The organism is Methanoregula sp., from assembly GCF_003170075.1.
GTDB lineage: Archaea > Halobacteriota > Methanomicrobia > Methanomicrobiales > Methanospirillaceae > Methanoregula.
In genome coordinates this window covers 1-25,761 of record NZ_PMZU01000042.1, presented here as the reverse complement: position 1 = coordinate 25,761, position 25,761 = coordinate 1, and the positions used below count along the sequence as shown (strand labels likewise).

Sequence of the window (25,761 nt, the reverse complement as noted above, 5' to 3'; positions counted from 1 at the left end):
CTGATGCATCCTGTTTTCCCGTGTTTTATTATCCGGATTTTGCCGTAGGGATCAAGTGGCCATGGACGTCGATCTCGCCGCGCCATATACGAGTGGACGAGATCCAGCGGCCGTCCTCGGCGAGCACACAAGTGATCTGGTGGATATCCACCTTGCGTAATTTCCTTTCGCGCCGCATCCGGTTGATCTCGACAGCGACCGGAAGCGTCTCTTCAGAGACGACAATCGCATCGAAATCTGCATCGAGCGCCGAGCCGAACCGGTCGCTGAGCGGCTCGACCTCCCAGTGCGTCGTATACTTGTTCCCTGCGGCGTTTGTGGCGATGCTTTCGGTGATAAACTTCTCAAGGTCGGCTTTGCGCTCGGAAAAAGGATGAATCGGGTGTGTTTTTCTTCTGGCAAAAGCGTCCGTCGTCAGCCCAACCACGACTTGCCCCTCAGGCCCGGCCAAAGCAAACGACCGTGTCAGGAGCCGTTTATGGCCGTCGTGAAGCGGGTCAAAGGTGCCCCCTACCATAACCTTCATGCTGTCTGTACGTTAAGTTCCTATAGTATTATGGGTATGGATAGGAAGATCGCTGGCACACCGCTGTTTGCTGCATCCAATACAACGGTGGTGGGAAACGTCACCTTCGGAAAAGATGTGGGCATCTGGTTTGGTGCGGTTATCCGGGCCGACAAGGACAGGATCACCATCGGAGACCGGACGAACATCCAGGACAACTGCGTCATCCACACAAGCAAGGGTTTCCCCACCATACTCGGGAACGATGTATCCGTGGGGCACGGGGCGATCCTCCACGGCTGCACCATCGGCGACCGGGTGCTGGTCGGGATGGGCGCGATCGTGTTAAATGGCGCACTGGTAGAGGAGGATTCCCTGATCGGTGCAGGGGCCGTTGTCACCGAAGGCATGCAGGTCCCGCCCGGATCGGTCGTGCTCGGGATCCCGGCAAGGGTGCTCAAGGAGACCACCCCTGCCCAGCGTGCGCACACCCTTGAAAATGCGCAGTCTTACGTCAGGCTCGCCGGGGAATATGTCCATGGGTAACGTTGTCATCATCGGGGCCGGGATTAGCGGTATCCAGGCAGCGCTCGATCTCGCAAACCACGGTGTTATCGTGCACCTGGTAGAAAGGGAGCCCACCATCGGCGGCCACATGGCGCAGCTCGACAAGACGTTTCCGACAAACGACTGCTCCATGTGCATCCTCTCACCGAAAATGGTGGATGTCCAGCGGCACGCAAATATCCGGATCCATACCCTTTCAGAAGTGGAAAAAGTCGAAGGCGAGGCCGGGCACTTCCGGGTTACCATCCGCGAGCACCCGCGCTACATCGACACGGATGCCTGCACCGGCTGCGGCGATTGTATCGAGATCTGCCCGGTCGAGGTCTACAACCGGTTCGATGCGGGAGTGGGTGTCCGGAAGGCAATCTACAAACCCCATCCCCAGGCGGTTCCCGACCGGGTGGTTAAGGACAAGGAGCACTGTATCGAGTGCGGGCTCTGCTTCGATATCTGCGGACCGCAGGCGATCCTGCACGAGGATGCGGAAAAGGAATTCGTTATCGAGGCCGCAAGTATTGTCGTTTCCACCGGTTACGAGGTCTTCGATGCCCGGAAAAAGTCCCCGCTCGGGTACCTGCAATTCCCCGATGTGGTTACCAGCCTCGAACTCGAGCGGATGATCAATGCGAGCGGCCCGACCGGCGGGAAGATCCGACGCTTAAGTGACGGAAAAGAGCCGGAAAGCATTGTCTTTATCCAGTGCGTGGGTTCACGGGATATACTCCTCTCCCGGCCTTACTGCTCCTGCGTCTGCTGTATGCAGGCGATAAAAAACGCGATGCTTATCAGGGAAAAACACCCGGAGATCGAGGTGACCATCTTCTACATGGACGTCCGTTCCTACGGCAAGGGTTATGAGGAGTACTACGAGCGGGCAAAGGGCGTCGGTGTCCGGTTCGTGCGGGGGATGCCCTCCGATGTGCTTGCCGACAAAAACAGTAGCAGCCTGCGGTTCCAGGTAGAGAACACCGAGACCGGGGAGGTGCAGATCCTCCACCCGGGCCTTGTCGTGCTCTCGGTGGGCATCCAGCCCACGGATGCGACCGCTGCGCTCGCCGGAAAACTCGGCCTCCAGCTTGAAGAGACCGGGTTTATCCGGTCAGTGCACGACGCGATGGATACCGTGGGCACGATGAGGCCGGGTATTTACGTGGCAGGTACCGCGATTGCCCCAAAGGATATCCCCGACAGCGTAGCCTCGGGCGAATCGGCGGCGATGCGGGCGTTTATTGACACGAAAAAAACTACGGTAGCAAGGGCGCGATCCCGGTGAAGGAGATAACCACGCTCTGGTGGGACGATACGCTTGCGGGGATCCGGTTCATTGACCAGACACTGCTTCCCACGCAGTATGTTATTGCAGAATGCACCACGGTCGACCGGCTGATCACCGCTATCAAACGGCTGGAGATCCGGGGCGCACCGGCGCTCGGGGTTGCCGGTGGCTACGGGGTCGCCCTTGCGGCAATTACCTGTACCGGCGCATCGTCTGACGCGTTTGTCCGGGCGGTACGGCACGAGGCCGGGCGCATCCGGGAGAGCCGCCCGACCGCAGTCAACCTCAGTTGGGGGGTCGACCGGGTGCTCGCCCGGTTTCTGGCCGCAACGGATTCTGCCAAAACTGCCGCACTTGCCGAAGCCCGGGCAATTGCCATTGAGGATCCCCGTTGCTGCCATGCCATCGGTAACTACGGGGCAGCACTTCTCTCCGATCAATGCACTGTGCTTACGCACTGCAACGCAGGAGCACTCGCCTGCTCCTCGTGGGGTACGGCGCTCGGCGTGATTCGTTCTGCGGTGGAGGCAGGGAAACAAGTAAAGGTGATCGCCTGCGAGACCCGGCCGCTCTTTCAGGGCGCCCGGCTCACCGCGTGGGAACTTGCCCGGGACGGGATCGATGTCACGGTTATCACCGATTCCACAGCGGCGCATATCATGCGCACCGGGAAAATCGACGCTGTGATTGTCGGGGCTGACCGGATCACGGGAGATGCGGTCTTCAACAAGATCGGCACCTACATGCATGCCGTCTGCGCCTCTCACCACGACATCCCGTTCTACGTCGCCGCCCCGCTCTCCACCTTCGATGCCACCCGGACAGAGCAGGAAGTCCCTCTCGAGGAGCGGGGGCGCGAGGAACTCGCGGTTATGGGAAACCGGACCCTGATCCCGGACGGCGTGCCGGTGAAGAACTTCGCGTTCGATGCAACTCCCATGGAACTCATCAGCGCGATTATCACCGAACGGGGCGTCGTCCGGCCGCCGTTCAATATCAGCGCACTCTTATCACGCACTGCATCCAATAACGAACCATAAAAGGACACCTCTCATGGCATTCGATCTCAGCCCCTGGCACAGCGCTGTGTATATCATAGGGGAAGCGACCGTTATTTTTGTTCTCGGGGCAATCCTCGTATCGTTTGTCCTTGTCATCATCTCCCTTTACTCGATAAGAAAAGGGCGCCTGTACTGCCCCCGGCTCATCAAGGCAGGTATCGTTTTTCTTGAAGGATTCATGAAAGGGTTCTTCCGTCTTCTCGGCCTCGAAGACAAGGAGATGCTCACGTTTTTAATCAAGATCCACAACACGATGAACGCGAATGAATTTTCCCGTGTTCCCCTGACCGAACGGGCGGTCTTTGTCCCCCAGTGCCTGAGATCCGCAAAGTGCCCGGCCCACCTTACCCCAGAGGGGCTCAAATGCGTGAACTGCGGGCAGTGTACGGTGGGTGAGGCCCGGCTCCTTCTGGAAAAAATGGGATACCGGGTCTTCATTATACCGGGATCGTCGTTTATCAAACGGATGGTTAAAAAATACCACCCGAAGGCGATCATCGGCGTCGGATGCTTGGCAGAGGTAAAAGAAGGGGTGGACATGGCCGATAAGATCGGCCTGATTGCGATGGGCGTGGTGACCTTAAAGGAAGGGTGCGTGGAAACGCTGGTCAACTGGCAGGATATCTATGACGTTGCAACGCTGGGACTCGATCCGGCATCAGTTCCCGATGACCTTCATGCTCTTGCCGGTTAATTTCCCGCTTTTTATTTTGCCGTGAACAACGATCGCATCGCTGCTGGTTACGTCGCCTACATGGACGTCGGGCCTGATGATGACCTTGCCACCGGCCTGTACCGAATAGACTACGCAGTGATCGAGGAGGATAACATCGTCGGATGCAACGAGGGGGCCCTTGACCCGGGCATGGCTCCCGATGATCGCGCTCCTGCATTCCACGTCAAGGGCAACACTTGACTTCATCCCCAGTTCAAGCCTCCCGGTCACGACAAGTCGCCCCCAGAAATGGGTCCTCGCGGGAACGATAAAATCGCCATCAATTCTGACATTGCCTTCGTAATACGACCCTTTGGGGGCATAATACGTGCTGCCTTTCCGGATGACGTTTGCCATGGGAATATCAAGGTAGATGAGGCATGACCTTGTGCATAAAGGTTGTTGTCCCCTGTTGTGGCGGTACTTCACAGGTACACGGCTGACAGCGTGAATACCACAAGGGAGGCGAACATCCCGATCTTGAGAAGGCCGGTCGATCCGGCCGCTTTGAGCCGGTCGGGATCCGTGCAGCCGAGCGCACTGAACGCGGCAATGATGACGATGATGTCGACAAGGGCGATGCCGGCGAGATACCACATCCCCCACCAGAGATAGGGCAGCACGCTTGCCGCAACGGCCGCAATCGCAAAGACAAATGCGAGGAGGGCAGTCTTTTGTACGCCGATCCGGATGGGCAGGGTATCGGCACCCCCGGCACGGTCCCCGTCAATGTCCTCGGCATCCTTCAAGAGTTCCCGGGCCAGCATGGCAAGGAACGCGATGGTGGCAACCGGCAGCATGTCCAGCAGTCGGTTCCCTCCGGCAAGCGCCCCGCCAAAGAGGAAGATGCTTGCCGCGAGATACGAGACGGCGGCATTCCCAAAAAACGGCGTGCTCTTGAGCCGGGCCGCGTAGGCGACCAGGAGGAAGGCATTAAAGAGGGCGATTGCCAGGCAGAGCGGCACAGTAAACGCGCTGATCAGGATACCCAGTAAAAACAGGACCCCTGCGTACACCAGGGCGGAATTCCGGCTTACCGTGCCAGATGGGATGGGACGCTCCGGGCGGTTGATCGCATCGATCTCCGCATCGAAATAATCGTTGATCACGTTCCCGGCGGCGGTAATAAGGGTAACAACGGCCATGAGCAGGATGACACCGGGCACAAGCGTGCCGGTGGCAATAAGGTATGCGACGACAGCCGCAAGCCCGGCGACAACCGAGTTTGCCGGCCGGATAATGCTGAAAAATCCTGCAATGCCCATACGCAGGATCACGTATCTGGCCGTTTGGTAATTAACCTGCCCTAAAAAATGCCCCTACGGGCGAGGGGGGATTTGAACCCCCGACCATTAGCTTAGGAGGCTAACGCTCTATCCGGACTAAGCCACTCGCCCACTGCTCATACCAATTGCAGGGGAATATGTATAAGTTTTGCGCGCTTCAACATCTCTCCCGCAATGGACGTAATCCAGGCAACGGAAGGAAAGACAACGTTTTTTGTCCCGGTCCAGGACAACCGGGAGCAGTTCCCACCCGGCACCGCCCCGGTCTTTTTTAACCGCCGTATGGAGCTCAACCGGGATGCCACCGTCCTTCTCCTCTCGGCACTCAAACCATCCGATTACGTTGACGCGATGGGTGCAACCGGTGTCCGGGGGCTCCGGGTCGCAAACGAGTGTGGGATCCCGGTCACGATCAACGACAGGGACCCGGAGGCAATCCCCTTAATCGAAAAAAACGTGGCCCGTTCGGGTCTTCCCATCGAGGTCACCTGCCGTGATATCAGTTCCCTTTTGTCCGAGCGGTCCTTTGACGCGGTCGACCTTGACCCGTTCGGGACGCCAGCCCCGTTTGTGGATGCCGGGGTACGGGGCTGCCGAAGGTTCCTGCTCGTGACAGCCACAGATACGGCGCCACTCTGCGGGGCGCATCTCCGGGCCGGCATCCGCCGATACTTCGCCCACCCGCAAAACACCGAGTACCATAGCGAGGTTGGACTCCGTATCCTCCTTGGGTTTGTCGTCCGTGAAACAGTAAAATACGACCGGGGTATCGAACCGCTCTTCTGCTTTGCCCGGGAGCACTTCGTCCGCTTAAACCTCAGGATCACCCGGGGCGCACAGGCTGCGGACCGGACGATTGCAAAGATCGGCTTTGTGATGCAGTGCCCCTCCTGTGCCTACCGGGAAGAGCAGCCCGGGATGTTTCCCACCTCTGCCACCTGCCCGCACTGCAAGAAACCGCTCGACCCCATCGGCCCGCTTTATCTGGGAAAACTGGTCAATGACGAGATCCTCGGGCAGATGCAGGACCGGCTTGCCGGCTGCGACCTGGGTACAAAAAAGGAACTTACAAAACTGCTAACAGTCTGCCGGGAGGAACTTCCGCTCTCCAGCCACTACGATTACCATCACCTTGCCCGGTCGCTTGCCACATCCCCGCTGCCTATTGAGACCGTCCTTGAACGGCTGCGTTCTGCCGGGTACGCCGCAAGCCGTACCCATTTCTCCGGCACCGGGGTAAAAACCAACGCCCCGCTCCCTGCACTTCTTGCAGTAATCGGTACACCGGATAAAAAAGGTAAAATCCCATCCCAGAAGGAATGAAGACCGGATAGGATCCACATCACTTAAAGGTGAGGGGTTCTCGTTCTCTCTGCAAACGGCAGTATTCCCCGCCGGTCTTTGCTGTTCTCGCCCGTGCGGACGGTCAGTGCTCGATGATGATGGTGAGGATATCCCCGTCGAGGAGTTTGTGCGTAAGGCCGACCCGCTGGCCGCCGTGCTTCACGGATTTTCCCCAGACCCGGGCATACCGGAACCGGCGGACGAAATCCCGGTGGAGCTTGGTGCAGACCGTCTCGACCGTACTCCCGGTCCTGACGATCAGCGGCTCTTCGAGATCGGCCTCGCCGCTCTGGGGTTTGAGGTAGACTCGCATAAACCCGAGGCAGTCGTAGATCGCGTCCTTGAGCTCCTCCATGTGGTACCCGGAATGGGCGGAGATCATGATCGGCGAGGTTTCGAACCGGTCCTTGATATCGTGCTCGATATCGAGGTATGCCTCCTTGTCGATGAGATCCACTTTATTGACCGCGATGAACGCCGGCACGTAGACACGGTTGCCCTGTACCGCATCGATTAAATCTTCCTGGGTCGCGTTGCCACGGATCAGCACTTCCGCGTTCATCATCTTGCTCTCGGAGAGGATCGACCGGACGTCCTCGATGTCGAGGTCAAGCGTCCCGACCGCCGAGAGCCGGACACCGCCCACCGAGGTCTTCTTAATGGTGATGTCGGGTTTTGGGACGTTGATACGGATGCCCGCATCGTAAAGCTCCTTGATGAGGACGTTCACGTGCTTGCCGTTGAAGACGTCCACGAGAATGATGATGATGTCGCCGCTCCGCACGACACCGATGACTTCCTTGCCGCGCCCCTTGCCCATGGCTGCGCCGGCGATAAGTCCCGGGATATCGAGCATCTGGATCTTCGCACCCTTGTGTTCGAGCGCGCCGGGCACCACGGTGAGCGTGGTAAACGAGTACGCGGCCACCGCGCTCTCGGTACCGGTGAGTTTGTTGAGGAGCGTGCTTTTACCGGTCGACGGGAAACCGACGAGCACTGCGGTCGCATCGCCCGACTTCTTGACGGAGTAACCTTCCCCACCCCCGCCGGACTTCATCGCACGGGCGACTGCTTCGTCGCGGAGTTTTGCGATCTTCGCTTTTATCCGCCCGATATGCTTGGAAGTAGCCTTGTTATAAGGTGTCTTTGACAGCTCTGCTTCCAGTTCAGCTATCTGCTCTTCAAGACTACTAACCATTTCTCATATTAATCGATGCATGTTCGGGATATAGTTGTTTATGGGGAATCCTTTCGATCCCGCCCAAAAAGCCGCAAAACCCCCGGATTGATAAAATTCCCTGCTTTGCCCGTCCCGTTTCCCAATGTGGTTTACCCGCCCGATCCTTCAGCTGAAAAGGCAGGGGTAAAGCTGACAAACTTTAAGTAAGTCCCTCGCCTATGTTACTGGGCAATTACGCTGCTATAGTGTAGACCGGCCAATCATGCGAGCCTCTCACGCTCGCGACAGGGGTTCGAATCCCCTTAGCAGCACTTTTCGACGATGGTTCTATTCTACAGACAAAAAAATACATGAACTTTTAAGCAACAGTTTTAATAATCCCTTGAAAAATAACACAATACATGACTCATAAGGATACTGCTGTTTCGTTGAAAATACCAACCGAGTTGGTTGAAAAACTGGATACTATTGCAAAACAGAAGTTCCTGAATCGTGATGATATTATTATTGATGCGTGTGCCTATTATTGCCAGTTCTGTGATATGAACAGTGAGCGATTTCCTAAAACGATGCGCAATGTATTCTTTAATCTCGCACGTCATGATGATGAATTTCGTACGCTGTTGCGGCAAGTGATACGGAATGACCCCACCACGGATTCTGATAATGACAAATAATTTTACCATCTCACTTTTACCCTGATGGTCAAATCCTCTTTTCTGGATTGTTATCGAAAGCAGAAAGTTACCGCAGAGATACCCTTAAAACCCTCCCTCGCGAACCTGAATCCGGTGAATCCACATGGCCAAGGTAACAGTCGGCCCGATGCCGTACATGAGTGTCATGCCCACCGTGCTCGTGGGCGCAAACGTGAAAGGTAAACCGAACTACATGACCGCCGCATGGGCCACGGTCGCCTGTATGGCGCCGCCGATGGTCTGCGTTGCGCTTAACAAGACGCGGTACACCGTAAAGGGCATCGAAGAGAACAAGACCTTCAGCCTGAACGTGCCGTCCCTCAAGCAGGTCGTCGAGACCGACCACTGCGGTCTTGTTTCCGGTACGCAGGTGGACAAGTCAGCAGTCTTCCGGTCGACCTATGGCAAACTCAAGACCGCTCCCCTCGCGGAAGAGTGCCCGGTCAATATCGAGTGCAGGCTGTTCAAATCCGTTGACTGCGGGAGCCACCTGCTATACATCGGCGAGGTCGTGGAGATTCATGCTGACAAGTCCTGCCTCACAGAAGGGAAACCGGATATCGCAAAGATCAATCCGATCGTCTATGCCCAGGCCACCTATTTTGGTGTGGGCAAGCAGGTTGAGAAAGCGTTCTCGGTCGGGAAGAACTACCCAAAGTAAGGTAGGGAGTTTTCCCGGGCCAATGCTTTTTTATTATCGTATCGGCACGTTTTTACGCACCGCTGCCGGCTGTTTTTATCTCCGTCAGAATGCCTGAAAAAAGCGGTTCCATCCACCCCACCTTATCCTGGCTCAACGGGCGGGCAGGGAAGATTATCCTACAGAAAAATGGGGATGAGATATCCGCAGGTCAGAACGTAATAGCCGGGTTCAGGCCACCGTTTCACCGGCTTACTTCCCTACCCGGCGGAGCCGCAGCGAACTGATCCACCCGAAGATCCCCGACGCCCTCCGCTCGGGGAACACCCCTTCGGCAACCGATTTTACTTCCTCGACCGAATAGAACGCTTTCGGGTGATATTCCTTGATGATACTGACTACGTGGGCGAGATCCTTCCTCTTGATGATCGTAAAGACCATCTTCACCGGGCCCTTTCCACCTTCCCCATCAATGCTCGTGACACCGTAATTCTGGGCCCGGAGATACTGTATCAGGACCGAGGGATCTTCCTTGGTGATGATCCGTACACTCGTAAGGCCAAGCGACAGTTTCTCCTCGATAGCCATGCCGACAAACGTCCCGGTGGCAAACCCTGCGCCGTACGCGATGTAACAGACGGCGTTGGTCAGGTTGTTCATGACCTGGCCGATGGCCACCAGCCAGATGATCACTTCGAAAAAGCCGATAAACGACGGGAGGTACTTGATCCCTTTCGACATGAAGATGACCCGGATCGTATCCAGGCTCATATCGCAGATACGCGCACAAAAGATCAGGAGAGGTACGATAACAAAGGTAAAAACACCGGCGGAAATAATGAATGCACTCATGGCTGCCACGCTCCCGTTTTACGGATTTCCCGTTCGTGTACTGGATTTTGGGTATTATACTCCTTAAACGGTATGTATGGTTTCCCTGAAGTGACGTGTTTTCGCGTCAGTTCCAATCAGGGTTCCAGATTGTGGCGCGACGAGGGGAGATACGTAAGCGGGGAGGGAGTACGGCTGGTGCAATCAACACTTTTTTTAGGATAGAGACAGTGAGAAAACCATTCAGAGAACGTTACGGCAGATGAATATCTGATGCTGTCCAACCATGCATACCTCTCCCTTGTGATCCCTCCGCAGGACCGGATCCTGCTTGCGATCGCCCTTCTCTGCATTGCTGCCGTACTCTCCTATTTTCTGGTAAAAGCCCTGCTGTATTCTGCGGAGCACGAATCCGACCTGTAAGCCGTACCTGGCTCCACGGGAATAGAAAAAAACCCACCGTACGCTCCGGCACACCGACATTAAGCGATGTAATCCCGGATTTTCTGCACGAGGGCCAGTTCCTTCTGAATCTCGCCTTCCTTCTCGGTCTGGATGCGGTCAATGATCTCAGCGATGGGCCGGGAAAGGCTGACAACGTTCTGCGGTCGGCCAATCGATTCTGTCCTGACCAGCCTGCTCGTGATCCAGCCCTGCTCTTTGAGATACTGCATCGCAATGCTGACTTCCGGCTGGCGGAGGTCGGCACCCCGTTCGATATCGCGGGAGGTGGTTTCGGGAGTGTTTGCCAGAAATACCAGCACTTTTGCAACGGTCCGAGGAACACCGATCCCGATCAGGAGATTGACAAACTCCGTTTCATTCTCGGTAAAATACTGCACCTTTCTGCCTTTCATCCAGCCCATCCTCCGGCCGGTATATAATTCAGATGTTATATTGAGAGTGCTATAAGCATTGTGATGGTGCAGCGCATAATTTTTCAAGGGGTTTACGTCACCCTTGAGATTTTTACCTGGATCTTATCGCCCTATTTTTTTATCTCCACACTGATGTGCTTGTCCTTAATCGAAACCTTGTGCACGCCATATTTGCCAGATGCTATAATTCTCTCGAGTTTTGCCATATCCGTACAGAACATCCGCCGGAGATCATCATCCACAAAAACGACTGTTGCCTTGAACACTCCCCATCAGGCATTCCCTGTATCAGAGATGCACACGGGATATCTACTGTTTCGCAGGTGCACGTATCAATTATCTGCGGGGGATCGTTTTTGGGGTCTTTAACAGTCATTTTTCAACCCGGTTTGTGGATTTAACGCATATCTGCGACTTTTTTTGAGGAAGCATTAAATATCGTATCCCTGCATATCCCTATACGAAGAACTATGAGCAGGGAGAAGATCAAGGTTCCAGGTAATGTGTATGAAGAGCTGGTCGCCCTTGAGCGTGAGATCCATTTCACGCTGGACACCCAGGACACAGTACGGCGGGCAGAAGACCGGGGATACATGGCGGCAGCAAACTGGATACGGCAGAACGAAAATGCGTACAAGGTCGGTTTCTCATGGGGCTTTGAACCCGAGGCAGAGGCACAGCACAGCATGATCCAAGATGTTCCCGAACGGGCAGACCCGGTCCAGAGGCGGACGGTGTCCCATCCACCGCCTATCCAGGCCAGCCGGCCGCAGCCCCAACCAACCCGGTCCCCCCAGAAAAAATCTTCATCCGGCAGCGGGAACGGTATTATTGCAGGGATCAAAAACTGGATCAACAAATATTTCTGATCTTCATCCTTCCTTTTTAGAGAGAGCCGGTAAACCGGCAGATTTTACGGCGTGTTTCTTTTTAATATCGCAGTGTAATCGGCGCGGTCCGGTACTTACGGTCCAAAAGGAAGAATGGGGGGGCGCCGGGCAGGGGTATACCCGCAAACGTGTAAAAAGACTAATCTGGAGATACCGGGAAATACTTTCCCGGGAAGCACGATCTTTTATGGCACGCGAACTCAGCGAAAAGGATATTGAAATCTTAAAAAAACTCGCACCCGAATGCGGAGATCTCACCTGCGGCGGATCGGGACACCAGTTCCACGCGATCCTGCCCCCGGTCTCCAACCATTTTGCAGAGAGTGCCGAGGATTTTACCGGGCGGATCAGCAAACTTTCCGACGAGGAACTGGCCTACATCACTGAAAAGATCCTGACCGGGGAAGAGGGGCTTGGGTGCGTTGAGGTCGAGGATGCAGAAGCGCTTGTTAAACTCATCCACGACCGGATCTCCCCGGAGATTGCCCAAAAAGTGATCGTGGCATACGAGTCCGGCGCCGAATGCGATCGCTGATCATTCTACCGGAACGATCCCTGTCATGACCGATATCGCCCCCCTGCTTGCGGCCCTTGGCTCACCCACGGTAAAGACACGACGCGATGCGGCCGCCCGGCTCGGCAGATCCGGTGACCCTTCGGCAGTGGCGCCGCTCGTTCAGGCGCTTTCCGATGCGCACCCGGCCGTCCGCCGGGAAGTGGCACAAGCGCTCGGCAGGCTGGACGATGAACGGGCGGTGCCGGGCCTCATCACCCTACTGGCCGATCCAGACCCGGAAGTCAGAGCCGGGTCGATCGCCGCGCTCGGCAGGCTGAAGGACCGGCGGGCAGTCATCCCGCTCACCGTCTGCCTGGACGACCGCGATGACCGGATCCGGGCCGGGGCGGCGGAGGTGCTGGGCAGTCTTGGCGACCAGAGGGCGGCAGGACCGCTCCTGAACGCGAGCAACGATCCCTTTGACGCTGTCCGGGAGGCAGCCTGCCGCGCCCTTGCCCGCATCAAAAAAAAGGCATAAGGCCCGGACACCAGCACCAGCACACAATTTTTAACCCCCTGTTGACTACCTACTGGTACCTGTCCATGGAGTGTTTGTCATGTCAGAAAATCCTCCCTCTTCAATGACGCCGGTAAACCCGCCCGGTGTCGAGTATGTCATCAGGTTCTTCGCGCTTGTTCCGATGGCGCTCTACATGATCGTCGCTGCACTGCTCACAATCATCGCGGTTTTCTCGGTCTACGATGCGGCGCACCTGATCGTTACCATGATCGTCACCCACGACCTTGCAGACGGTATCGTTGCGGTGATCAACGCCCTGCTCCTCACGATCACCATCATAGTCCTCTTTGAGACCGTTACCGTCTATTTCCGGACGAAGCACGTCGAGGTGCGGGCGCTTCTCATCGCCGGCCTCACGGGTATGGTCAGGCATATCCTGATCTTCAACATATCGAGCACAACCGATGCACTCCAGATGTTTGCCGCCGTAGCCCTGCTCGCGGTTCTCATCGCCGGCATCGTCCTTGTAAAAAGCGAAGTGACATCACCCCCGGTCTGATCTTTTTTCGTGCACCCGACATGCACAGAACCGACCAACTGTTTGTCCCATCACGGGAATTTTATAGATGCATGCTCTACTGAGGGATACGGAGGAGGAGTGCCGGTGCCCGGTATCATCGAAGCGGACAATCTGACCAAGACCTACAGCGGTGCGGCTGCCGTCAGCCACATCCGGTTCTGCGTGAAAAAAGGTGAGATCTTCGGATTCCTTGGGCCGAACGGCGCCGGGAAGACCACAACCATGCGGATGATCGCGTGCGTCTCGCCCCGCACATCCGGAACGCTGCGGGTGTTCGGCATGGATCCCGATGACAATCCGGCCGAAATCAAACAACGGATCGGCGTCGTCCCTCAGGAGAGTAACCTCGACCCGGACTTCACATGCGCGGGAAACCTGCTCACCTATGCCCGGTACTTCGATCTCCCCGCAGCCGAGGCAAAAAAACGGACTGATAACCTGCTCGCGTTCGTGGCGCTTACCGAGAAACGTGATGTGTCCATCGACAAGCTCTCGGGGGGCATGAAGCGCCGGCTCATCCTTGCCCGGGCGCTCATCAACAACCCGGATCTGCTTATCCTGGACGAACCGACCATCGGCCTCGACCCGCAGGCACGCCACCTGATATGGGAACGCCTCCGGCTCCTCCAGGTGCAGGGACACACCATCGTGCTCACCACCCATTATCTCGACGAGGCGGCCCGGCTCTGCGACCGGCTCGCGATCATGGACAACGGTACGTTCCTTGTCGAGGGAAAACCCGCCGATCTCGTCCGGGACCAGATAGGAAGCGAGATCGTGGAGATGGATAACACCCCGGACGTGATCGCCTGCCTTACTGAGATGGGCATACCATATGAAACCATTGGCGATCAGGTGCAGGTGGCAACGGGTGCGTCCCGGGAGCTTGCAAAGACCCTGCTCGACCGGTGCAAAACAAGCCGGGTGAGCACCCGGCCCGCGACACTCGAAGACGTTTTCCTGAAACTGACCGGGAGGAATCTGAGGGAATAACATGGCATCCGTCTTTTCACTTCCACGGGTCAGCAGGCGTGCGATAAAGGTCTGGCAGCGCAACCTCAATGTCTTCTGGAAGACATGGAAGGTGAATTTCTTCCCACCGCTTATCGAGGCACTTCTCTACCTCGCTGCCTTTGGCCTGGGGATCGGGATGTACGTTGGCGCGATAGATGGCGTGCCGTATATCACCTACATCGCGCCGGCCATCCTCGCGATCTCGGTCATGAACTCTGCGTTCTTCGAGTGCACGTACGGCTCGTACGTGAGGATGTATTACCAGAAAAGTTTTGACGCGATCATCGCGACGCCGCTCTCTATCGAGGACGTGATCGCAGGAGAACTCCTCTGGGGCGCGACCCGGAGTGTGATCTCGGTCGCGATCATGCTGCCGGTGCTCGTGGTGTTCGGGGTCATCTCGCTTCCGTTCTCACTTCTTGCCATCCCGCTCGCATTCCTCGCCGGGCTCACGTTTGCCAGCCTCGCGATGTGCTTTACCGCGATCACGCCAAGTATCGATACGCTCAACTACCCCTCATTCCTGTTCATTACGCCCATGATGCTCTTCTCGGGTACCTTCTTTCCCCTTTCAGTCCTCCCCGCGATCTTCCAGTACATCGCCCTTGCAATCTTCCCGCTTGCCCATCTGGTGGCGCTGATGCGGATGGCGACGCTTCCCTCGGCAGGTGCACTGCTCCCCCTGCACCTCGCGTGGATACTCGTCGCTACCGTGATCTTCTGCGTGATCTCGATCAACCTTATGCGGCGCCGGCTGATCGTGTAACGTTTGGGGAGTCCAAAAGAATATTACCGGAGCCCGGCCCGTTCCTTCTGCTGGCGGGAAGAGGGATACTGCTGCCAGAGGATACCGGACGGGCCGGTTGCTTTGCCGGAGGTGTCCTGCTCCGGTGTTACCGTACGTTCAGCACGTTCAGATTTACGTATGTTCCGGAGCGCTTCGTCAAGAAAGGCAACCTCCCGTTCTATATCGGTCAGGGAAAAATCCCTCTGCAGCTCCAGAAGAAGGATGCCGATCTCCTCCCTGATCTGAAAACCGGTGATCCCCCCGGTACCGTACATACCCAGTTCGTGATAGCATAGCATCGTACGGTACGCTTCCGTATACGCAAAAGAGATCACGGAAGAGTTCTTCGCGGCAGGCCCGGCCGCCCATACGTTCCACGATTTTTAGTTCACGGGTAATGCGTTCGTATTCTGCCGGTGCCCCCGTGAGCGCGGCGTCACCCTTAAAAGAGGCCAGAACCGAACGCAGTGGATATTGTTCAAAATAAGGCGCACCGGCCCGGTACCTGCCGAAACTGCTGCGTTCAGATGCGTGATCACGGATCTCCTGCACGGCAGTGCCGTACCATTGCATTCGGTGCCCGATATCATCGATGGTGGTTGTATCCATGAGATTACCTTCGCTGATGTGTCGGGGTAAAACGGGAAATGGATTGAAAAACTGCTTTAACCATTGCCGGTTTTTCCTTAAATAATTTTAACGACGCAGGGACCGGACACTCCATTGCACAAAAACCGGCACTGCGGTTAAACTGGAACGGATCCGTCTTGTTTTCTGACAATCCGGAGGACGTAGAGTTCCTCACCTTCCAGGGTCTGCTGCCGCGCCACTTCTGCAATAAAACCGCGATCGGCAAACAACTCCCTGACTTCATACAGCCCGGTCAGCGATGAGACAAGGAGCAGAATCCTTCCCTTGGGGGCAAGCACCCCGCGGACTGCATCGGCAAACCGCCCGATTACCGCCCGCCCGGTGGCACCGCCATCCAGCGCATACTCCAGCCAGTCATCGATCCGCTCCTCCGGTTGTGTCGGAAGGTAAGGAGGATTGAAGATGATCAGGTCGAAGGTACCCCGGAGGCCGGAGCAGAGATCGTTTCGCACCACATCAAGACCTTTTTCCCGTGCACAGAAGACCGCATGGGGGTTGATGTCGGTTGCCACGACATCGCAGTCCTGCACCAGCGCCGCAGCGATACGACCGGAACCGGTGCCGATCTCCAGCACCCGGTCCCCGGGCCTCACCTCGGCTTGGGCTGCCGCGAGAAGCAGGAACGTATCGGCCTCGGGCTGGTATACCTGTGCAGGATCGTAAGGCATAACTGAAAAGAGTGGGGCGGGGAGGTTGAAAAGGGATCGCCAGTAGGGGGTGCCAAACGTCGTGACAAACTTTCACAAACTCCGGATTATCATAAACCCACCGGCAATTTATACGGGAAAAATTCGTACTTTTCAATTGGATTCCTTTTCTCTATGCAATATGGATAGGGGCTGATGCCCCCATACCCCCGGTTGTGAGGGGTTCCGCTGCCCCCGACGGGGCGGCCCCCGCGGCGGGCCAATGACCCCGTTTTAACACAAAATGAGGATATTCTGAAAAATGTCGTTCTCATCATACAAGCGGGTGCAAACACCAGATAGTGTGGTTTTCCCACGCATCTCCTTGAGATCGTGGGATGACCTGTGGATTGTGGGGGATCCAATTCCCCGGAAAATGCGTCTCAAAAATGAGCTTGTTTGCAAAGATTCCCGCCGGGAAAAAACCGGTAAGAAGTACCTTACTCAAAATTTGCAATAGTCGCAAAATCTTCCAGGTACAGTTCTTCCGGCCGGCTCTGGAGGATCTCACCCGGCAGTGCGTCGATCACCCGGGTTGCCCATTCGTGGTCGAGCATCCCCGAAGATCCCCGGAGGCCATTTCGCACCGTCTTTCTCCGGTGAGTAAACAATGCCCGTACGACATCAGCATACCGTTTTTTGTTGTTGAACCCAAAGATCGGCGGGCGGGGGAAGATCTTCACAACCATAGAGTGCACCTGCGGTTTTGGCGAGAAACAAGTGGGCGGGAGCGTAAAGCACTGCTGCACGGCCGCATAGGTCTGCACCATGATCGAGAGCCTGCCGCATTCCTTTGTGCCTGCCGGGGCGACCATACGCCGGGCAAACTCCTCCTGGTACATCAGAACCGCCACCTCAAACCCGATATCGAGGAGCCGGAAGGTGATCTTCGATGAGACCGAGTAGGGGAGGTTGGAAACGACCATCTCAAATGGCGGGAGATCGCACCGGGTTGCATCCCCATGCGTCACGGTGAGCGTCCCCGTATGAATCTCTTCGGAAAAACGTTCAGCCAGTTCTTCGCAGAGCTGCCCGTCAAGTTCCACCGCATGCACAGTGGCGCCCCGGTCAAGCAGGGCCCGGGTCAGCGCACCGTTCCCCGGCCCGACCTCAAGAACAATCTTCCCCTTCACGTCCACAAGATCCGCGATCCGTTTTATCGCGTTTTTATCGATGAGGAAGTGCTGGTCGTGATACGCTTTCATTTCGTCGTGAATAGGTGGTACTTGACGTCCTTGTCCTGCAGTTCTTCGAGGATCCGTGCCTGGATCATCTTCTCCGGATGGGGGATTGACTTGATCCGTGTGGAGATATCCGTGAAACTCAGAAACGGCTTTTTGTTCCGGGCTTCAAGCACCTCCCACATCAGTTTCTTCCCGATACCGGGCAGCAGGTGCAGCATGTGGAGCTTGGGCGTGATCGATATCGCCTTGTTAAAGAACGTGACAAAATCAGGTTCCCGTTCAGTCACCACCTGCTCGATCATGAACGGCAGTTCGCCTTTTGCCGTCGGGGTCAGTTCGTCGTAACTGATCCGGCGCTTCACGCGCTCGATCTTTTCCCGCTCGGAGTCGCCGATATAGACCTTGTCATGGAGGTTGATGACCACGCCGGGTTTGGGAATCAGCTCGAGTAACTTGAACTGCTCAAGCCCCATCGCCTGCACAACAGGTTCACGCTTAAACTGGGGTCGTGGGTCGTCGGCATGCCCTTTCATGAGCACATCCAGTACGATCGCATTGACCTCTTTTTTCTCGACTTTCATAATGAACACCTCAGAAGTGTGCCATGACTAAGTCGATAATAGAATCAATCTCTTCGGGAGCGAGCGTGTATCGCTCCTTTGCGAAGATCGCCCGCACTTCATCCCGGCTTTTGGGCATGATATTTGCGATCCGGTAGGCGATCTCCGGCTTCATCTTCTCAAGCTTGAGGAGTTTATCCACGAGATCCTTGGATTTCTCAGGAGTAGTCTTCGCAAGCTGATTGGCATGATCCATGCTGCGCCGGAATTCATATGACATCTCCTTTTCCGCAGCTATCCGTTCTGCCTCCACGCCTAAAAGAGTTGCGCGGAGCTCGGGAAGCGTAACCTTCTCTTCGCTAAGTATACCCTTAACTTTCATGCCAATCACCTGACAAATGAGTTTACTTTTGTGCTTTTAGATGTTGCGGTCGTGCAATGACCGTCTTTTCCGCATTGCCGTCATGAATGGAGAGCATCCATGCACGGCCGCGTTTGCCAATGACCGTGCCGGTTAATCCGTGGAAGCGGCGGTGCGGCATCCCTTTCTGGATGCTTGAGTTCACAACAATATGAACCTTGTCGCCGACCTCAAACTTCTGGATAACGGAGGTGACTGGCGGCAGCCCGCGCTGTCTCAATTCTTTCTTGAATTTATACCGAGTCTTCTTTCTGGGTCCGTTGTGGTGTGCCATATTAATCTCCCTCCTTTGGTCCTTCTACTAGCACGACATCGAGACTGGTGACGTGCGCAGATCGTTGCAGGATCTCGGCAAGACTCGGGATGGTCCTACCCTGATCGCCGGATATGAGTTCCTTGATGTAGAGGCCGGCTTCGCCAAGGACTTCAAGGACGAACTTTCCGTCCTGCTCCCCTACACACTCAATATCGAGGACTTTACGCTCCCGGATCTTATCAGCTCTCCGGTGAGCGACCCGTATGGGCGTGCGCTGCTGTATTATGACGCCCTTTAAGGTTTTCAGGGCATTTGCGAGTTCTCCCGCAGATAATTGCCCTTCGACCTCGACCAGGATCCTGTATTTTTTATGCGCTTTACTTGATTTAAGGGTTTCCACCTCCGCCCGGTCGCTCCAGCGCGAAATGGCGACCGAAACCCGTCCTTCTGCGGTCCGGTTGATCTCCGCTTCAAGGGCGGCAAGGTCCATCGTACGCTTTCTGGGGGCGATGACTTCAAGGATAAACGGCCTGCCGGTCCCGATCATCCGGGCGTCGATATCTTCCCTGCCAGCCCCGTGCAGTACCGCATTTTCCGCGTCGAATGCTTCGATCACCGGCCGGCCGATCAGTTCTTCCACCGAGTCCATGTACTGCTTGCCGGTATAGTTGCATTTCTCGCAGCCGGCTCCCTTGCAGGCCCGGCAATTCCAGTGTGTCTGCGGTATGCCACGCTCGAATTTCTGATACCTGCCGTAGAACAGGATCGAGTTAACCTGGATGTCAACCATGCCGGATGCCGGGTCAAGCAGCGCGACGATATCGGGTTTTTTGAAGTCCACGGTCTTTCCCGTGAGCGCCGATACCGCCTTTCCCACCTCACGGTTCACCTCAGACTTGAACGGTTCGGGTTCACCGAGGGACAGGTCGCTCCAGACCATCTCCTCGTTTTCCGCGACCAGCGGCGGGACCCGGCAGCCGACAAGGAAGGTCGAGTACTCGTATCCCTCCATCGCGGCAACCACTTTTTTTGCCCATTCGGGCACCGCGTCAAAGAAGTTGCCACAGATCCAGCAGGTGCCGGAGAACCGCTCGTACGGCTGGTTTAGGGTCAGCGCCCGTGCAATCCTGAGCCCACGACCCCGTTCATCGTCCGTGAGACCATGCGAGCGCTTGCCAAAGAACCGCCCGAGGCAGTGGTCACAGCAGTCCCCGTATGCGAGGATCTTTTCGACCTGTTCGTTTATTTCCATCCGTTCTTCCTCCGGTCAATCTCGTTTGAGATGACCGTAATCGTATCATCGGCATGCAGGCAGACCGGCCCCACCGAATACCGGGGAGCGTCCTTCATGAGCGCCTCCTCGGAGTCTGAAAAGTTCTGATGATCCGAGAGCAGGAATCCTTCCGGGACAACCGGAACCGTGCGGATATCGGTGCCCTTCTCGTCCAGCACGACAAACGCGTGCTCCGTAAACAGGCGTTCAAGGCCGCCATTTCTCACATACACCCCGGGCGATGCTTCGCGGAACTCGCTCCCGCAGGGAATGGAAAGCGCCTTTTTAACAAGCGCCCCGGCACTCCGTTCATCGGGCGAGAGCGAGCGGATCTCGCTCCCCTTAAACAGCACGGTCTTTGGCACTTTTGGCCCGCCGAGGAGGACAAGGTAGCAGTCCACATCCCTGCGCAGGTCGTGCGAGAGGAAGAGCGACGCATTCGCGCACCGGCAGAGCACGTCCATGCGCCCTGCCCCGGGGAGATCGTTTAAGGAAAAGTCCCCGTCCGTGCGGGCAAGATGCCCGACAATGGCAAACGAGGACATGTTACTGCATTCCGGAGAAGCGTTTCATCAGGCGCTGCATGTTGAATTTCCCGCCGCTGCCGGCGCCCCGCAGGCCTTTGAGGGTCTTGTGCATCATCTTGTAGTATTTCAAAAGTTCCCGCACTTCCTCGGGAGTGCCGCCTGCACCCCGGGCGATCCGCTGCATTCTCGAACTGTTGATGAGACCGGGATCGTCAAGCTCCTTTGGCGTCATCGAGTCCATGAGGATCCGGTACCTGACCATCTTGGTGCTCGTGACATCGTAGACTCCCTCGGGGAGCTGCATGTTGCCCATCGGGAGCATGTTCATGATCTGCTTTAAGGGGCCCATCTTGTTGAGGGCTTCGAGCTGCTTGTACATGTCGCGGAGGGTGAAGTGGCCCTTCATCATCGCTTCCATGTCAACTTCGCTTGCCATCTGGGCTTCCTGGACTTTCTCGGCGAGGGCCTGGATATCACCCATCCCGAGGAGCTGGGAGATAAAGCCATTGGCATCGAAACGGTCGAGGTTCTCGATGGTCTCCCCGGCGCCGATAAAGACGATCCCGCTCTTTGTCTCAGCAACGGCTGAAAGGGCGCCGCCGCCTTTTGCGGTGCCGTCCATCTTGGTGATGATCACGCCGTCGATCCCGATCGCTTCGTGGAACCGGCGTGCCTGTTCACTTGCCTGCTGGCCGAGAGCGGCGTCGATCACGAGCCAGCGGTGGTTTGCTTTCGTGATCGCATTGAGGTCGATGATCTCCTGGATGAGATCAGGCTCCAGTGCGTGACGCCCCTGGGTATCGACAATGATCACTTCGAGATCTTTTAGTGCGACCAGTCCTTCCCGGACTAGTTTCCTTGCATCGGGAGCCTTCGGGTCGCCAAAACAGGGAACGTTAATCTTCGCACAGAGTGTCGCAAGCTGATCGTAGGCACCGGGCCGGAAGGTATCGGCGCAGATCACGCCGACCTTCATACCCTTCTTCTGGAAGTAGCGGGCGATCTTTGCCGTCGTGGTGGTCTTACCGCTTCCCTGGAGGCCTGCCATCAGGATGACCTGCGGCTCGAGTTTCAGGTCCGCCGTGGCATAGACAAGCCGGACAAGTTCCTGGTAGACGATGCGGAGGACGTGTTCGCGGACATTGGTATTTTTCGGCAGTTCCTCGTCAAGCGAGCGGGTGCGGATCGCTTTTGAGAGTTCCATGACGAGCTTGACGTTCACATCCGATGAGAGAAGCGCCCGCTGGAGGTTCTTGACCAGTTCATCGACTGCTGCCCGGTCGACCACGGCTTTGCCGGCGAGCTTCTTGAGTGCGTCCTTGAGCGAGGAGGAGAGTGTGTCCATCATCAGGCACCACTCCCGAGAAGTTCCTCGACAACCGCGCCGGGCTCGAAGGGCACAATGTCCTCATAGGCTTGCCCGGTGCCCAGGAAGAGCAGCGGTTTTCCAATGGTGTGGGCGATCGAGATCGCCGCCCCGCCCCGGGAGTCCATATCGACTTTAGTAAGCACGATGGCGTCGGCCCCGACCGTCCTGTCAAACTCCGCCGCCCGGACGACCGCATCGTTTCCCGCCACCGCTTCGTCGACATAGATGATGAGGTCAGGTTTCATCACGCGCCGGATCTTGTCGAGCTGACTCATGAGGTTTGCCTTGGTATGGAACCGGCCTGCGGTATCCGCAAGCACCACGTCGGTTTTGTGGGAGACGGCGTACTGCACGGTATCAAAGAGCACCGCAGAGGGATCAGCGCCAGTCTGGTGCTCTATGATCTTGATACCGAGCCGTTCGGCGTGCACCCCGATCTGTTCGATGGCCCCGGCCCGGTAGGTGTCGCCAGCCCCGATCACGACCGAGAAGCCCTGCTTCTTGAGATACGCACCGATCTTTGCAACGGTCGTGGTCTTGCCGGTCCCGTTCACCCCGGTAAAGAGAATTTTTACCGGCCGCTCGTGGGCCCGGATATAGGCGGGAAGGTCCAGACCATTACCAAGCACGTTCAAGAGGGCGGTTTTAAGGGCCCGGACGACAATTGCATCGACAGATTCGCCGATCTTCCGGTGTTTTCCCACGAGGCCGGTGCGAATATCTGTGATAATCGCATCGGCGACCGGCAGGGCAACGTCACTTTCCAAGAGCGTCATCTCCAGTTCATCGAGAGCCGCGGCAATATCCTTTTCCGAGACGACCAGTTCGCGGTCGATGATGAGGATCTTGACCTTGTCGGCAAGGGTCGGGCTCTTTTGCGGGGTTATGGGGAGGGAGGGGGCGGCACCCGTTTTTTCGGGAACAGGCTGTTCAGCCGCCAGTGGTGCAGTTTCCGCTGCTGCCCCGATGCTGCCGGTCAGCCGGTTCCGTGCGGCCTGCAGACGTTCTTTAAGACCCGAAAACATGTAGATAAGTTCCCCGGTTATTCTTCGTCATTCTCTTCGTGGTCGTGCGAGTGGTTGTGAGCATGGCCGGCATGGCTTTCTGCCGCTGATGCCTGGGAATAGCCCTGTTCGAGCCGTTTTGCGATCTCGTTCATCTGGCTTTGTAGTTTCTCCAGTGCCTCGGCGACTTTCTTCTGCGAGGCTTCCATCTCGGTGATCCGGTCTTTGAGGTACCCGACTGCGTCCGGGTTTGTCTTTTCCACGATCACGTCGGAACCAATATTGAGAAGCACTTTTTCCGGTTCGAGGATCTTCGCCCGGAGGCTTGCCCCGCCTCCGATCTGGAGGAGCACGGTACCGTCGTCCGCAGCCACAAGCGCTTCAAGCGCCTCGATCGCGGCGAGCGCCTCCATGCGCCCGTTCTCCATGAGTTCGAGCTGGCCGGCAAAAACCTCTGCCTGCTGTCCGTATTCCTTGAGGTAGTACTGGAGTGTCTCAAATTCGCGTTGGTCCATGGGTTGTGATGCTACCAAGATTTCTGCCTCCCTTTCTCCATTGCGGGTAACTGGATCTTTCTGATATGTTTGTCCGCAGGGAGCATAAATACATCATTGTGGGGTGCTCACCCGGCCTTCTTCATACAACGCGTCCCGGTCGTGCGGTTTGCAGCCGTTTGTTCATGTAAAGGATTGGGTCACTGTGTTTTGTTCAGAAGAGGATTATCATTTCCCCGATCCTTCCACGATCTTAATTTCCTCTTCCATCAGCCCGTATAAACTATGTACAAGTTTATCCTTCGCCGCATCTGTCGCCTCAATCTGCCGGGACAGCACTTGGACAAACGCGCAACTCGTCTTTAGCTCGCTTGTCTGGTAACAGATAGGAACGCCCCCCAACCCCCACAAATCGAACTACCCCACAACCAGGCGGTTCTTTGTTGCAGGGGAGTCCGCAAATCAAAAATCATCATAATGTTGAAGAAGCACAAAAAGAATACACCAAACAGATGCAACGCGAATATTGAGCCCGTAAATTGAAAGAGTCACGAGAGAAAAAATACTAGATACTATTGTATGGTGATAAAATGCCGCCACCAAAAGACCCGATTAAATATGAAGAATATCGCAGGAAAATAAGCGAGGCAGCAAAGAAACGGTTTGAAGACCCGATTAGAGGGAAAGAAACTCGTAGGAGAATGAGTGAGGCGCAGAAGAAACATTATGAAGACCCGATTAAAGGAGCAGAATTTCGCAGGAAACAGAGCGAGGCTGCAAAACTACGTGCTCCCAAATCAGAAGAATCTCGCAGGAAACAGAGCGAGTCATTGAAGAAACTGTTTGAAGACCCGATCAAAGGTGAAGAATCTCGTAAGAAACATAGTGAGGCAATCAGGAAACTGTTTGAAGACCCGATTAAAGGAGCAGAAACTCGTAGAAAAATGAGCGAATCCCATAAAAATCCATCCGAAGAAACTCGTAGAAAACTAAGCGTGGCGGGAAAAGGTGAAAAAAACCCGTTTTTCGGGAAAAAACATTCTGAAAAAACTCGTAGAAAACTGAGCGAGGCTGCAAAACTACGTGCACCCCCCTCAGAAGAAACTCGAAAAAAACTAAGCGAGGTTTGGAAAGGAAGAAAGCATTCTGAAGAAACTCGCAGAAAACTAAGCGAAGCGCAGAAGCATCGTCAACCGGCGTCTGAAGAAACTCGCAGGAAAATAAAAGAGGCGTGGAAGTCACGTGCGCCCCCTTCAGAAGAAACTCGCAGGAAACTAAGCGCAGCTCGAATTGGAAAACCCCGTTCCGAAGAAACAGTTAGGAAAATGAGAGAGAATATGCCAAAGGGTGAAAAGAGTGTTCACTGGAGAGGGGGGAAGTCATTTGAGCCATATTGCCCAAAATTTAATAAAGAATTTAAAGAGAGAGTTCGAGCATTCTTTGACTATAAATGTGTAGAATGTGGCACTCCCCAAAAAGAAACTAAATTAGGAGTTCATCATGTGAACTTCGATAAGCAAAGTTGCTGCAATGATAGGGTTCCATTGTTCGTCCCCCTATGTCCATCATGCCATACAAAAACTATTCATAATCGAGAGCACTCGGAACAGTATTTTACGGAGATTATCAACAAATATTACGGCGGAAGGTGTTACTGTACAAAAGAGGAGATGACCGTAATAGAACGGGAGAAACGCCAAAAGAAACTCAATGGCAAGGTTACATTATAGTTTTTAGTTGAACTCACAGCCAATTGTGTATTATTGTAAAAATATTGACGATTTTCAATCTTGTCGGAAATTATTTAATAATCATTTACCCCATGAAAATTATGTCAAATGGTCAAAAAACAGAAGGGAAACGACCTTTACCGGATCTTAATGCAAATTTAAGGGAAGACATTCATTTTTTAATGCCAATAGCAATCGGTGTTACTCTTGGAATTTTTGGGAACATGTTTGTGAATGCAACATTTGAGTTACTCCGTAACGTAAATGGAAGTTCAATTCCAAATGACCTATTAATAGGGATTCTTATCTTATCATTCGGAATAATTCTCATTCCCAGT

The 25,761-nt window shown here is 55.4% G+C and carries 34 protein-coding genes and 2 tRNA genes; 17 read left to right on the top strand and 19 right to left on the bottom strand.

The genetic code is table 11. The annotated features are described in order from the left end of the window. Nucleotides 1-28: 28 nt before the first annotated feature. Nucleotides 29-526, bottom strand: coding sequence for a phosphopantetheine adenylyltransferase (locus QZN75_RS05015; protein WP_292425581.1), 498 nt, complete (start codon nt 524-526; stop codon nt 29-31). Nucleotides 527-562: 36 nt separating this feature from the next. On the opposite strand from QZN75_RS05015, the gene QZN75_RS05010 reads away from it, so the two are divergent. Genes QZN75_RS05010 through QZN75_RS04995 form a run of 4 tightly spaced genes read left to right on the top strand, consistent with a single transcriptional unit; the run spans nt 563 to nt 4,103 of the window. Continuing rightward, complete coding sequence (locus QZN75_RS05010; RefSeq protein WP_292425578.1) at nt 563-1,051, top strand: gamma carbonic anhydrase family protein; 489 nt, start codon at nt 563-565, stop codon at nt 1,049-1,051. Beyond that, the gene (locus QZN75_RS05005) at nt 1,044-2,345 is read left to right on the top strand and encodes a CoB--CoM heterodisulfide reductase iron-sulfur subunit A family protein (RefSeq protein ID WP_292425575.1); all 1,302 of its coding nucleotides are present in this window, start codon (nt 1,044-1,046) and stop codon (nt 2,343-2,345) included. The genes QZN75_RS05010 and QZN75_RS05005 overlap by 8 nt, the downstream gene beginning before the upstream one ends. Next, nucleotides 2,342-3,388 (top strand): S-methyl-5-thioribose-1-phosphate isomerase, encoded by a 1,047-nt coding sequence (mtnA, locus tag QZN75_RS05000; RefSeq protein ID WP_292425573.1) that lies wholly within the window; start codon nt 2,342-2,344, stop codon nt 3,386-3,388. Before QZN75_RS05005 ends, mtnA begins: the two co-directional genes overlap by 4 nt. 13 nt (nt 3,389-3,401) lie before the next feature. Further along, complete coding sequence (locus QZN75_RS04995; protein ID WP_292425571.1) at nt 3,402-4,103, top strand: DUF116 domain-containing protein; 702 nt, start codon at nt 3,402-3,404, stop codon at nt 4,101-4,103. On the opposite strand, the gene QZN75_RS04990 is transcribed toward QZN75_RS04995, so the two are convergent. From QZN75_RS04990 to QZN75_RS04980, 3 genes are all read right to left on the bottom strand, one after another. Beyond that, entirely contained in the window at nt 4,068-4,481 is a 414-nt protein-coding gene (locus QZN75_RS04990) for a polymer-forming cytoskeletal protein (RefSeq protein WP_292425568.1), read from the bottom strand. The genes QZN75_RS04995 and QZN75_RS04990 overlap by 36 nt on opposite strands. A 68-nt stretch (nt 4,482-4,549) precedes the next feature. Next, nucleotides 4,550-5,389, bottom strand: coding sequence for a geranylgeranylglycerol-phosphate geranylgeranyltransferase (locus tag QZN75_RS04985; RefSeq protein ID WP_292425565.1), 840 nt, complete (start codon nt 5,387-5,389; stop codon nt 4,550-4,552). 57 nt (nt 5,390-5,446) lie between these two features. After that, a tRNA-Arg gene (locus QZN75_RS04980) sits at nt 5,447-5,521 on the bottom strand. Between the two features lie 63 nt (nt 5,522-5,584). Here QZN75_RS04980 and QZN75_RS04975 point away from each other — a divergent pair. Beyond that, nucleotides 5,585-6,733: a tRNA (guanine(10)-N(2))-dimethyltransferase gene (locus QZN75_RS04975; RefSeq protein ID WP_292425563.1), complete on the top strand. Its 1,149-nt coding sequence runs from the start codon at nt 5,585-5,587 to the stop codon at nt 6,731-6,733. A 103-nt stretch (nt 6,734-6,836) separates the two neighbouring features. Here QZN75_RS04975 and QZN75_RS04970 read toward each other — a convergent pair whose 3' ends face one another. Further along, a complete protein-coding gene (locus QZN75_RS04970) occupies nt 6,837-7,952 on the bottom strand; it encodes a GTP-binding protein (protein ID WP_292425560.1) in 1,116 nt (371 codons plus the stop codon). A gap of 218 nt (nt 7,953-8,170) precedes the next feature. Between QZN75_RS04970 and QZN75_RS04965 the strand changes: the two genes are divergently transcribed. The 3 genes from QZN75_RS04965 (at nt 8,171) to QZN75_RS04955 (ending at nt 9,293) form a co-directional block, all read left to right on the top strand. Next, nucleotides 8,171-8,245: transfer RNA gene (locus QZN75_RS04965), tRNA-Glu, on the top strand. 90 nt (nt 8,246-8,335) lie between these two features. Next, the gene (locus QZN75_RS04960) at nt 8,336-8,611 is read left to right on the top strand and encodes a hypothetical protein (protein ID WP_292425558.1); all 276 of its coding nucleotides are present in this window, start codon (nt 8,336-8,338) and stop codon (nt 8,609-8,611) included. Between the two features lie 124 nt (nt 8,612-8,735). Then, entirely contained in the window at nt 8,736-9,293 is a 558-nt protein-coding gene (locus QZN75_RS04955) for a flavin reductase family protein (RefSeq protein ID WP_292425555.1), read from the top strand. Nucleotides 9,294-9,524: 231 nt separating this feature from the next. On the opposite strand, the gene QZN75_RS04950 is transcribed toward QZN75_RS04955, so the two are convergent. Further along, nucleotides 9,525-10,124: a DUF2179 domain-containing protein gene (locus tag QZN75_RS04950; RefSeq protein WP_292425552.1), complete on the bottom strand. Its 600-nt coding sequence runs from the start codon at nt 10,122-10,124 to the stop codon at nt 9,525-9,527. 252 nt (nt 10,125-10,376) lie between these two features. Here QZN75_RS04950 and QZN75_RS04945 point away from each other — a divergent pair, with 252 nt between their 5' ends. After that, nucleotides 10,377-10,526, top strand: coding sequence for a hypothetical protein (locus QZN75_RS04945; RefSeq protein WP_292425549.1), 150 nt, complete (start codon nt 10,377-10,379; stop codon nt 10,524-10,526). 59 nt (nt 10,527-10,585) lie between these two features. Here the strand turns inward: QZN75_RS04945 and QZN75_RS04940 are convergent, their stop codons facing one another. Together QZN75_RS04940 and QZN75_RS04935 are read right to left on the bottom strand one after the other, a co-directional pair. Then, on the bottom strand, nt 10,586-10,960 hold the full coding sequence (locus QZN75_RS04940) for a MarR family transcriptional regulator (protein WP_292425547.1): 375 nt from the start codon (nt 10,958-10,960) through the stop codon (nt 10,586-10,588). A gap of 131 nt (nt 10,961-11,091) precedes the next feature. Further along, a complete protein-coding gene (locus QZN75_RS04935; protein ID WP_292425544.1) occupies nt 11,092-11,247 on the bottom strand; it encodes a hypothetical protein in 156 nt (51 codons plus the stop codon). A gap of 204 nt (nt 11,248-11,451) precedes the next feature. Here QZN75_RS04935 and QZN75_RS04930 point away from each other — a divergent pair, with 204 nt between their 5' ends. The 6 genes from QZN75_RS04930 (at nt 11,452) to QZN75_RS04905 (ending at nt 15,247) form a co-directional block, all read left to right on the top strand. Then, a complete protein-coding gene (locus QZN75_RS04930; protein ID WP_292425542.1) occupies nt 11,452-11,850 on the top strand; it encodes a hypothetical protein in 399 nt (132 codons plus the stop codon). A 208-nt stretch (nt 11,851-12,058) separates the two neighbouring features. Beyond that, the gene (locus QZN75_RS04925; RefSeq protein WP_292425540.1) at nt 12,059-12,406 is read left to right on the top strand and encodes a hypothetical protein; all 348 of its coding nucleotides are present in this window, start codon (nt 12,059-12,061) and stop codon (nt 12,404-12,406) included. A gap of 25 nt (nt 12,407-12,431) precedes the next feature. Beyond that, entirely contained in the window at nt 12,432-12,905 is a 474-nt protein-coding gene (locus QZN75_RS04920; protein WP_292425537.1) for a HEAT repeat domain-containing protein, read from the top strand. A gap of 79 nt (nt 12,906-12,984) precedes the next feature. Next, nucleotides 12,985-13,446 (top strand): phosphate-starvation-inducible PsiE family protein, encoded by a 462-nt coding sequence (locus tag QZN75_RS04915; RefSeq protein WP_292425535.1) that lies wholly within the window; start codon nt 12,985-12,987, stop codon nt 13,444-13,446. A gap of 105 nt (nt 13,447-13,551) precedes the next feature. Continuing rightward, complete coding sequence (locus tag QZN75_RS04910) at nt 13,552-14,460, top strand: ABC transporter ATP-binding protein (RefSeq protein WP_292425532.1); 909 nt, start codon at nt 13,552-13,554, stop codon at nt 14,458-14,460. A 1-nt stretch (nt 14,461) separates the two neighbouring features. Then, nucleotides 14,462-15,247 carry an ABC transporter permease gene (locus QZN75_RS04905; RefSeq protein ID WP_292425530.1) on the top strand — a complete coding sequence of 262 codons (786 nt, stop codon included), beginning with the start codon at nt 14,462-14,464 and terminating at the stop codon, nt 15,245-15,247. Between the two features lie 23 nt (nt 15,248-15,270). On the opposite strand, the gene QZN75_RS04900 is transcribed toward QZN75_RS04905, so the two are convergent. From QZN75_RS04900 to pfdA, 11 genes are all read right to left on the bottom strand, one after another. Next, nucleotides 15,271-15,567: a hypothetical protein gene (locus QZN75_RS04900; RefSeq protein ID WP_292425527.1), complete on the bottom strand. Its 297-nt coding sequence runs from the start codon at nt 15,565-15,567 to the stop codon at nt 15,271-15,273. A 447-nt stretch (nt 15,568-16,014) separates the two neighbouring features. After that, nucleotides 16,015-16,587, bottom strand: coding sequence for a HemK2/MTQ2 family protein methyltransferase (locus QZN75_RS04895; RefSeq protein ID WP_292425525.1), 573 nt, complete (start codon nt 16,585-16,587; stop codon nt 16,015-16,017). 458 nt (nt 16,588-17,045) lie between these two features. Beyond that, on the bottom strand, nt 17,046-17,810 hold the full coding sequence (gene rsmA, locus QZN75_RS04890; RefSeq protein ID WP_292425523.1) for a 16S rRNA (adenine(1518)-N(6)/adenine(1519)-N(6))-dimethyltransferase RsmA: 765 nt from the start codon (nt 17,808-17,810) through the stop codon (nt 17,046-17,048). Next, nucleotides 17,807-18,370: a DUF655 domain-containing protein gene (locus tag QZN75_RS04885; protein ID WP_292425521.1), complete on the bottom strand. Its 564-nt coding sequence runs from the start codon at nt 18,368-18,370 to the stop codon at nt 17,807-17,809. The genes rsmA and QZN75_RS04885 overlap by 4 nt, the downstream gene beginning before the upstream one ends. Before the next feature lie 10 nt (nt 18,371-18,380). Then, entirely contained in the window at nt 18,381-18,731 is a 351-nt protein-coding gene (locus QZN75_RS04880) for an RNA polymerase Rpb4 family protein (RefSeq protein ID WP_292425519.1), read from the bottom strand. A gap of 22 nt (nt 18,732-18,753) precedes the next feature. Beyond that, on the bottom strand, nt 18,754-19,044 hold the full coding sequence (locus tag QZN75_RS04875; RefSeq protein WP_292425518.1) for a 50S ribosomal protein L21e: 291 nt from the start codon (nt 19,042-19,044) through the stop codon (nt 18,754-18,756). A 1-nt stretch (nt 19,045) separates the two neighbouring features. Beyond that, a complete protein-coding gene (locus QZN75_RS04870) occupies nt 19,046-20,278 on the bottom strand; it encodes a tRNA pseudouridine(54/55) synthase Pus10 (protein ID WP_292425516.1) in 1,233 nt (410 codons plus the stop codon). Beyond that, entirely contained in the window at nt 20,269-20,844 is a 576-nt protein-coding gene (trmY, locus tag QZN75_RS04865) for a tRNA (pseudouridine(54)-N(1))-methyltransferase TrmY (protein WP_292425514.1), read from the bottom strand. Before trmY ends, QZN75_RS04870 begins: the two co-directional genes overlap by 10 nt. 1 nt (nt 20,845) lies before the next feature. Next, entirely contained in the window at nt 20,846-22,174 is a 1,329-nt protein-coding gene (locus QZN75_RS04860) for a signal recognition particle protein Srp54 (RefSeq protein ID WP_292425512.1), read from the bottom strand. Beyond that, nucleotides 22,174-23,220 carry a signal recognition particle-docking protein FtsY gene (gene ftsY / locus QZN75_RS04855; RefSeq protein WP_292425510.1) on the bottom strand — a complete coding sequence of 349 codons (1,047 nt, stop codon included), beginning with the start codon at nt 23,218-23,220 and terminating at the stop codon, nt 22,174-22,176. The genes QZN75_RS04860 and ftsY overlap by 1 nt, the downstream gene beginning before the upstream one ends. A gap of 17 nt (nt 23,221-23,237) precedes the next feature. Beyond that, nucleotides 23,238-23,714, bottom strand: a complete 477-nt coding sequence (pfdA, locus tag QZN75_RS04850; protein WP_292425508.1) for a prefoldin subunit alpha — start codon at nt 23,712-23,714, stop codon at nt 23,238-23,240. A 569-nt stretch (nt 23,715-24,283) separates the two neighbouring features. On the opposite strand from pfdA, the gene QZN75_RS04845 reads away from it, so the two are divergent. Together QZN75_RS04845 and QZN75_RS04840 are read left to right on the top strand one after the other, a co-directional pair. Next, nucleotides 24,284-25,423: an NUMOD3 domain-containing DNA-binding protein gene (locus tag QZN75_RS04845; RefSeq protein WP_292425506.1), complete on the top strand. Its 1,140-nt coding sequence runs from the start codon at nt 24,284-24,286 to the stop codon at nt 25,421-25,423. A 101-nt stretch (nt 25,424-25,524) separates the two neighbouring features. After that, nucleotides 25,525-25,761: hypothetical protein (locus tag QZN75_RS04840; RefSeq protein ID WP_292425504.1), on the top strand; the 237-nt coding region annotated here is incomplete at its 3' end.

Bases quoted from the DNA above. Each gene is read 5' to 3' on its own strand.
- QZN75_RS05015 (WP_292425581.1), bottom strand. From the start codon at position 526: ATGAAGGTTATGGTAGGGGGCACCTTTGACCCGCTTCACGACGGCCAT.
- QZN75_RS05010 (WP_292425578.1), top strand. From the start codon at position 563: ATGGATAGGAAGATCGCTGGCACACCGCTGTTTGCTGCATCCAATACA.
- QZN75_RS05005 (WP_292425575.1), top strand. From the start codon at position 1,044: ATGGGTAACGTTGTCATCATCGGGGCCGGGATTAGCGGTATCCAGGCA.
- QZN75_RS04995 (WP_292425571.1), top strand. From the start codon at position 3,402: ATGGCATTCGATCTCAGCCCCTGGCACAGCGCTGTGTATATCATAGGG.
- QZN75_RS04990 (WP_292425568.1), bottom strand. From the start codon at position 4,481: ATGGCAAACGTCATCCGGAAAGGCAGCACGTATTATGCCCCCAAAGGG.
- QZN75_RS04985 (WP_292425565.1), bottom strand. From the start codon at position 5,389: ATGGGCATTGCAGGATTTTTCAGCATTATCCGGCCGGCAAACTCGGTT.
- QZN75_RS04975 (WP_292425563.1), top strand. From the start codon at position 5,585: ATGGACGTAATCCAGGCAACGGAAGGAAAGACAACGTTTTTTGTCCCG.
- QZN75_RS04970 (WP_292425560.1), bottom strand. From the start codon at position 7,952: ATGGTTAGTAGTCTTGAAGAGCAGATAGCTGAACTGGAAGCAGAGCTG.
- QZN75_RS04960 (WP_292425558.1), top strand. From the start codon at position 8,336: ATGACTCATAAGGATACTGCTGTTTCGTTGAAAATACCAACCGAGTTG.
- QZN75_RS04955 (WP_292425555.1), top strand. From the start codon at position 8,736: ATGGCCAAGGTAACAGTCGGCCCGATGCCGTACATGAGTGTCATGCCC.
- QZN75_RS04950 (WP_292425552.1), bottom strand. From the start codon at position 10,124: ATGAGTGCATTCATTATTTCCGCCGGTGTTTTTACCTTTGTTATCGTA.
- QZN75_RS04945 (WP_292425549.1), top strand. From the start codon at position 10,377: ATGCTGTCCAACCATGCATACCTCTCCCTTGTGATCCCTCCGCAGGAC.
- QZN75_RS04940 (WP_292425547.1), bottom strand. From the start codon at position 10,960: ATGAAAGGCAGAAAGGTGCAGTATTTTACCGAGAATGAAACGGAGTTT.
- QZN75_RS04930 (WP_292425542.1), top strand. From the start codon at position 11,452: ATGAGCAGGGAGAAGATCAAGGTTCCAGGTAATGTGTATGAAGAGCTG.
- QZN75_RS04925 (WP_292425540.1), top strand. From the start codon at position 12,059: ATGGCACGCGAACTCAGCGAAAAGGATATTGAAATCTTAAAAAAACTC.
- QZN75_RS04920 (WP_292425537.1), top strand. From the start codon at position 12,432: ATGACCGATATCGCCCCCCTGCTTGCGGCCCTTGGCTCACCCACGGTA.
- QZN75_RS04915 (WP_292425535.1), top strand. From the start codon at position 12,985: ATGTCAGAAAATCCTCCCTCTTCAATGACGCCGGTAAACCCGCCCGGT.
- QZN75_RS04905 (WP_292425530.1), top strand. From the start codon at position 14,462: ATGGCATCCGTCTTTTCACTTCCACGGGTCAGCAGGCGTGCGATAAAG.
- QZN75_RS04900 (WP_292425527.1), bottom strand. From the start codon at position 15,567: ATGCTATGCTATCACGAACTGGGTATGTACGGTACCGGGGGGATCACC.
- QZN75_RS04895 (WP_292425525.1), bottom strand. From the start codon at position 16,587: ATGCCTTACGATCCTGCACAGGTATACCAGCCCGAGGCCGATACGTTC.
- rsmA (WP_292425523.1), bottom strand. From the start codon at position 17,810: ATGAAAGCGTATCACGACCAGCACTTCCTCATCGATAAAAACGCGATA.
- QZN75_RS04885 (WP_292425521.1), bottom strand. From the start codon at position 18,370: ATGAAAGTCGAGAAAAAAGAGGTCAATGCGATCGTACTGGATGTGCTC.
- QZN75_RS04880 (WP_292425519.1), bottom strand. From the start codon at position 18,731: ATGAAAGTTAAGGGTATACTTAGCGAAGAGAAGGTTACGCTTCCCGAG.
- QZN75_RS04875 (WP_292425518.1), bottom strand. From the start codon at position 19,044: ATGGCACACCACAACGGACCCAGAAAGAAGACTCGGTATAAATTCAAG.
- QZN75_RS04870 (WP_292425516.1), bottom strand. From the start codon at position 20,278: ATGGAAATAAACGAACAGGTCGAAAAGATCCTCGCATACGGGGACTGC.
- trmY (WP_292425514.1), bottom strand. From the start codon at position 20,844: ATGTCCTCGTTTGCCATTGTCGGGCATCTTGCCCGCACGGACGGGGAC.
- QZN75_RS04860 (WP_292425512.1), bottom strand. From the start codon at position 22,174: ATGATGGACACACTCTCCTCCTCGCTCAAGGACGCACTCAAGAAGCTC.
- ftsY (WP_292425510.1), bottom strand. From the start codon at position 23,220: ATGTTTTCGGGTCTTAAAGAACGTCTGCAGGCCGCACGGAACCGGCTG.
- pfdA (WP_292425508.1), bottom strand. From the start codon at position 23,714: ATGGACCAACGCGAATTTGAGACACTCCAGTACTACCTCAAGGAATAC.
- QZN75_RS04845 (WP_292425506.1), top strand. From the start codon at position 24,284: ATGCCGCCACCAAAAGACCCGATTAAATATGAAGAATATCGCAGGAAA.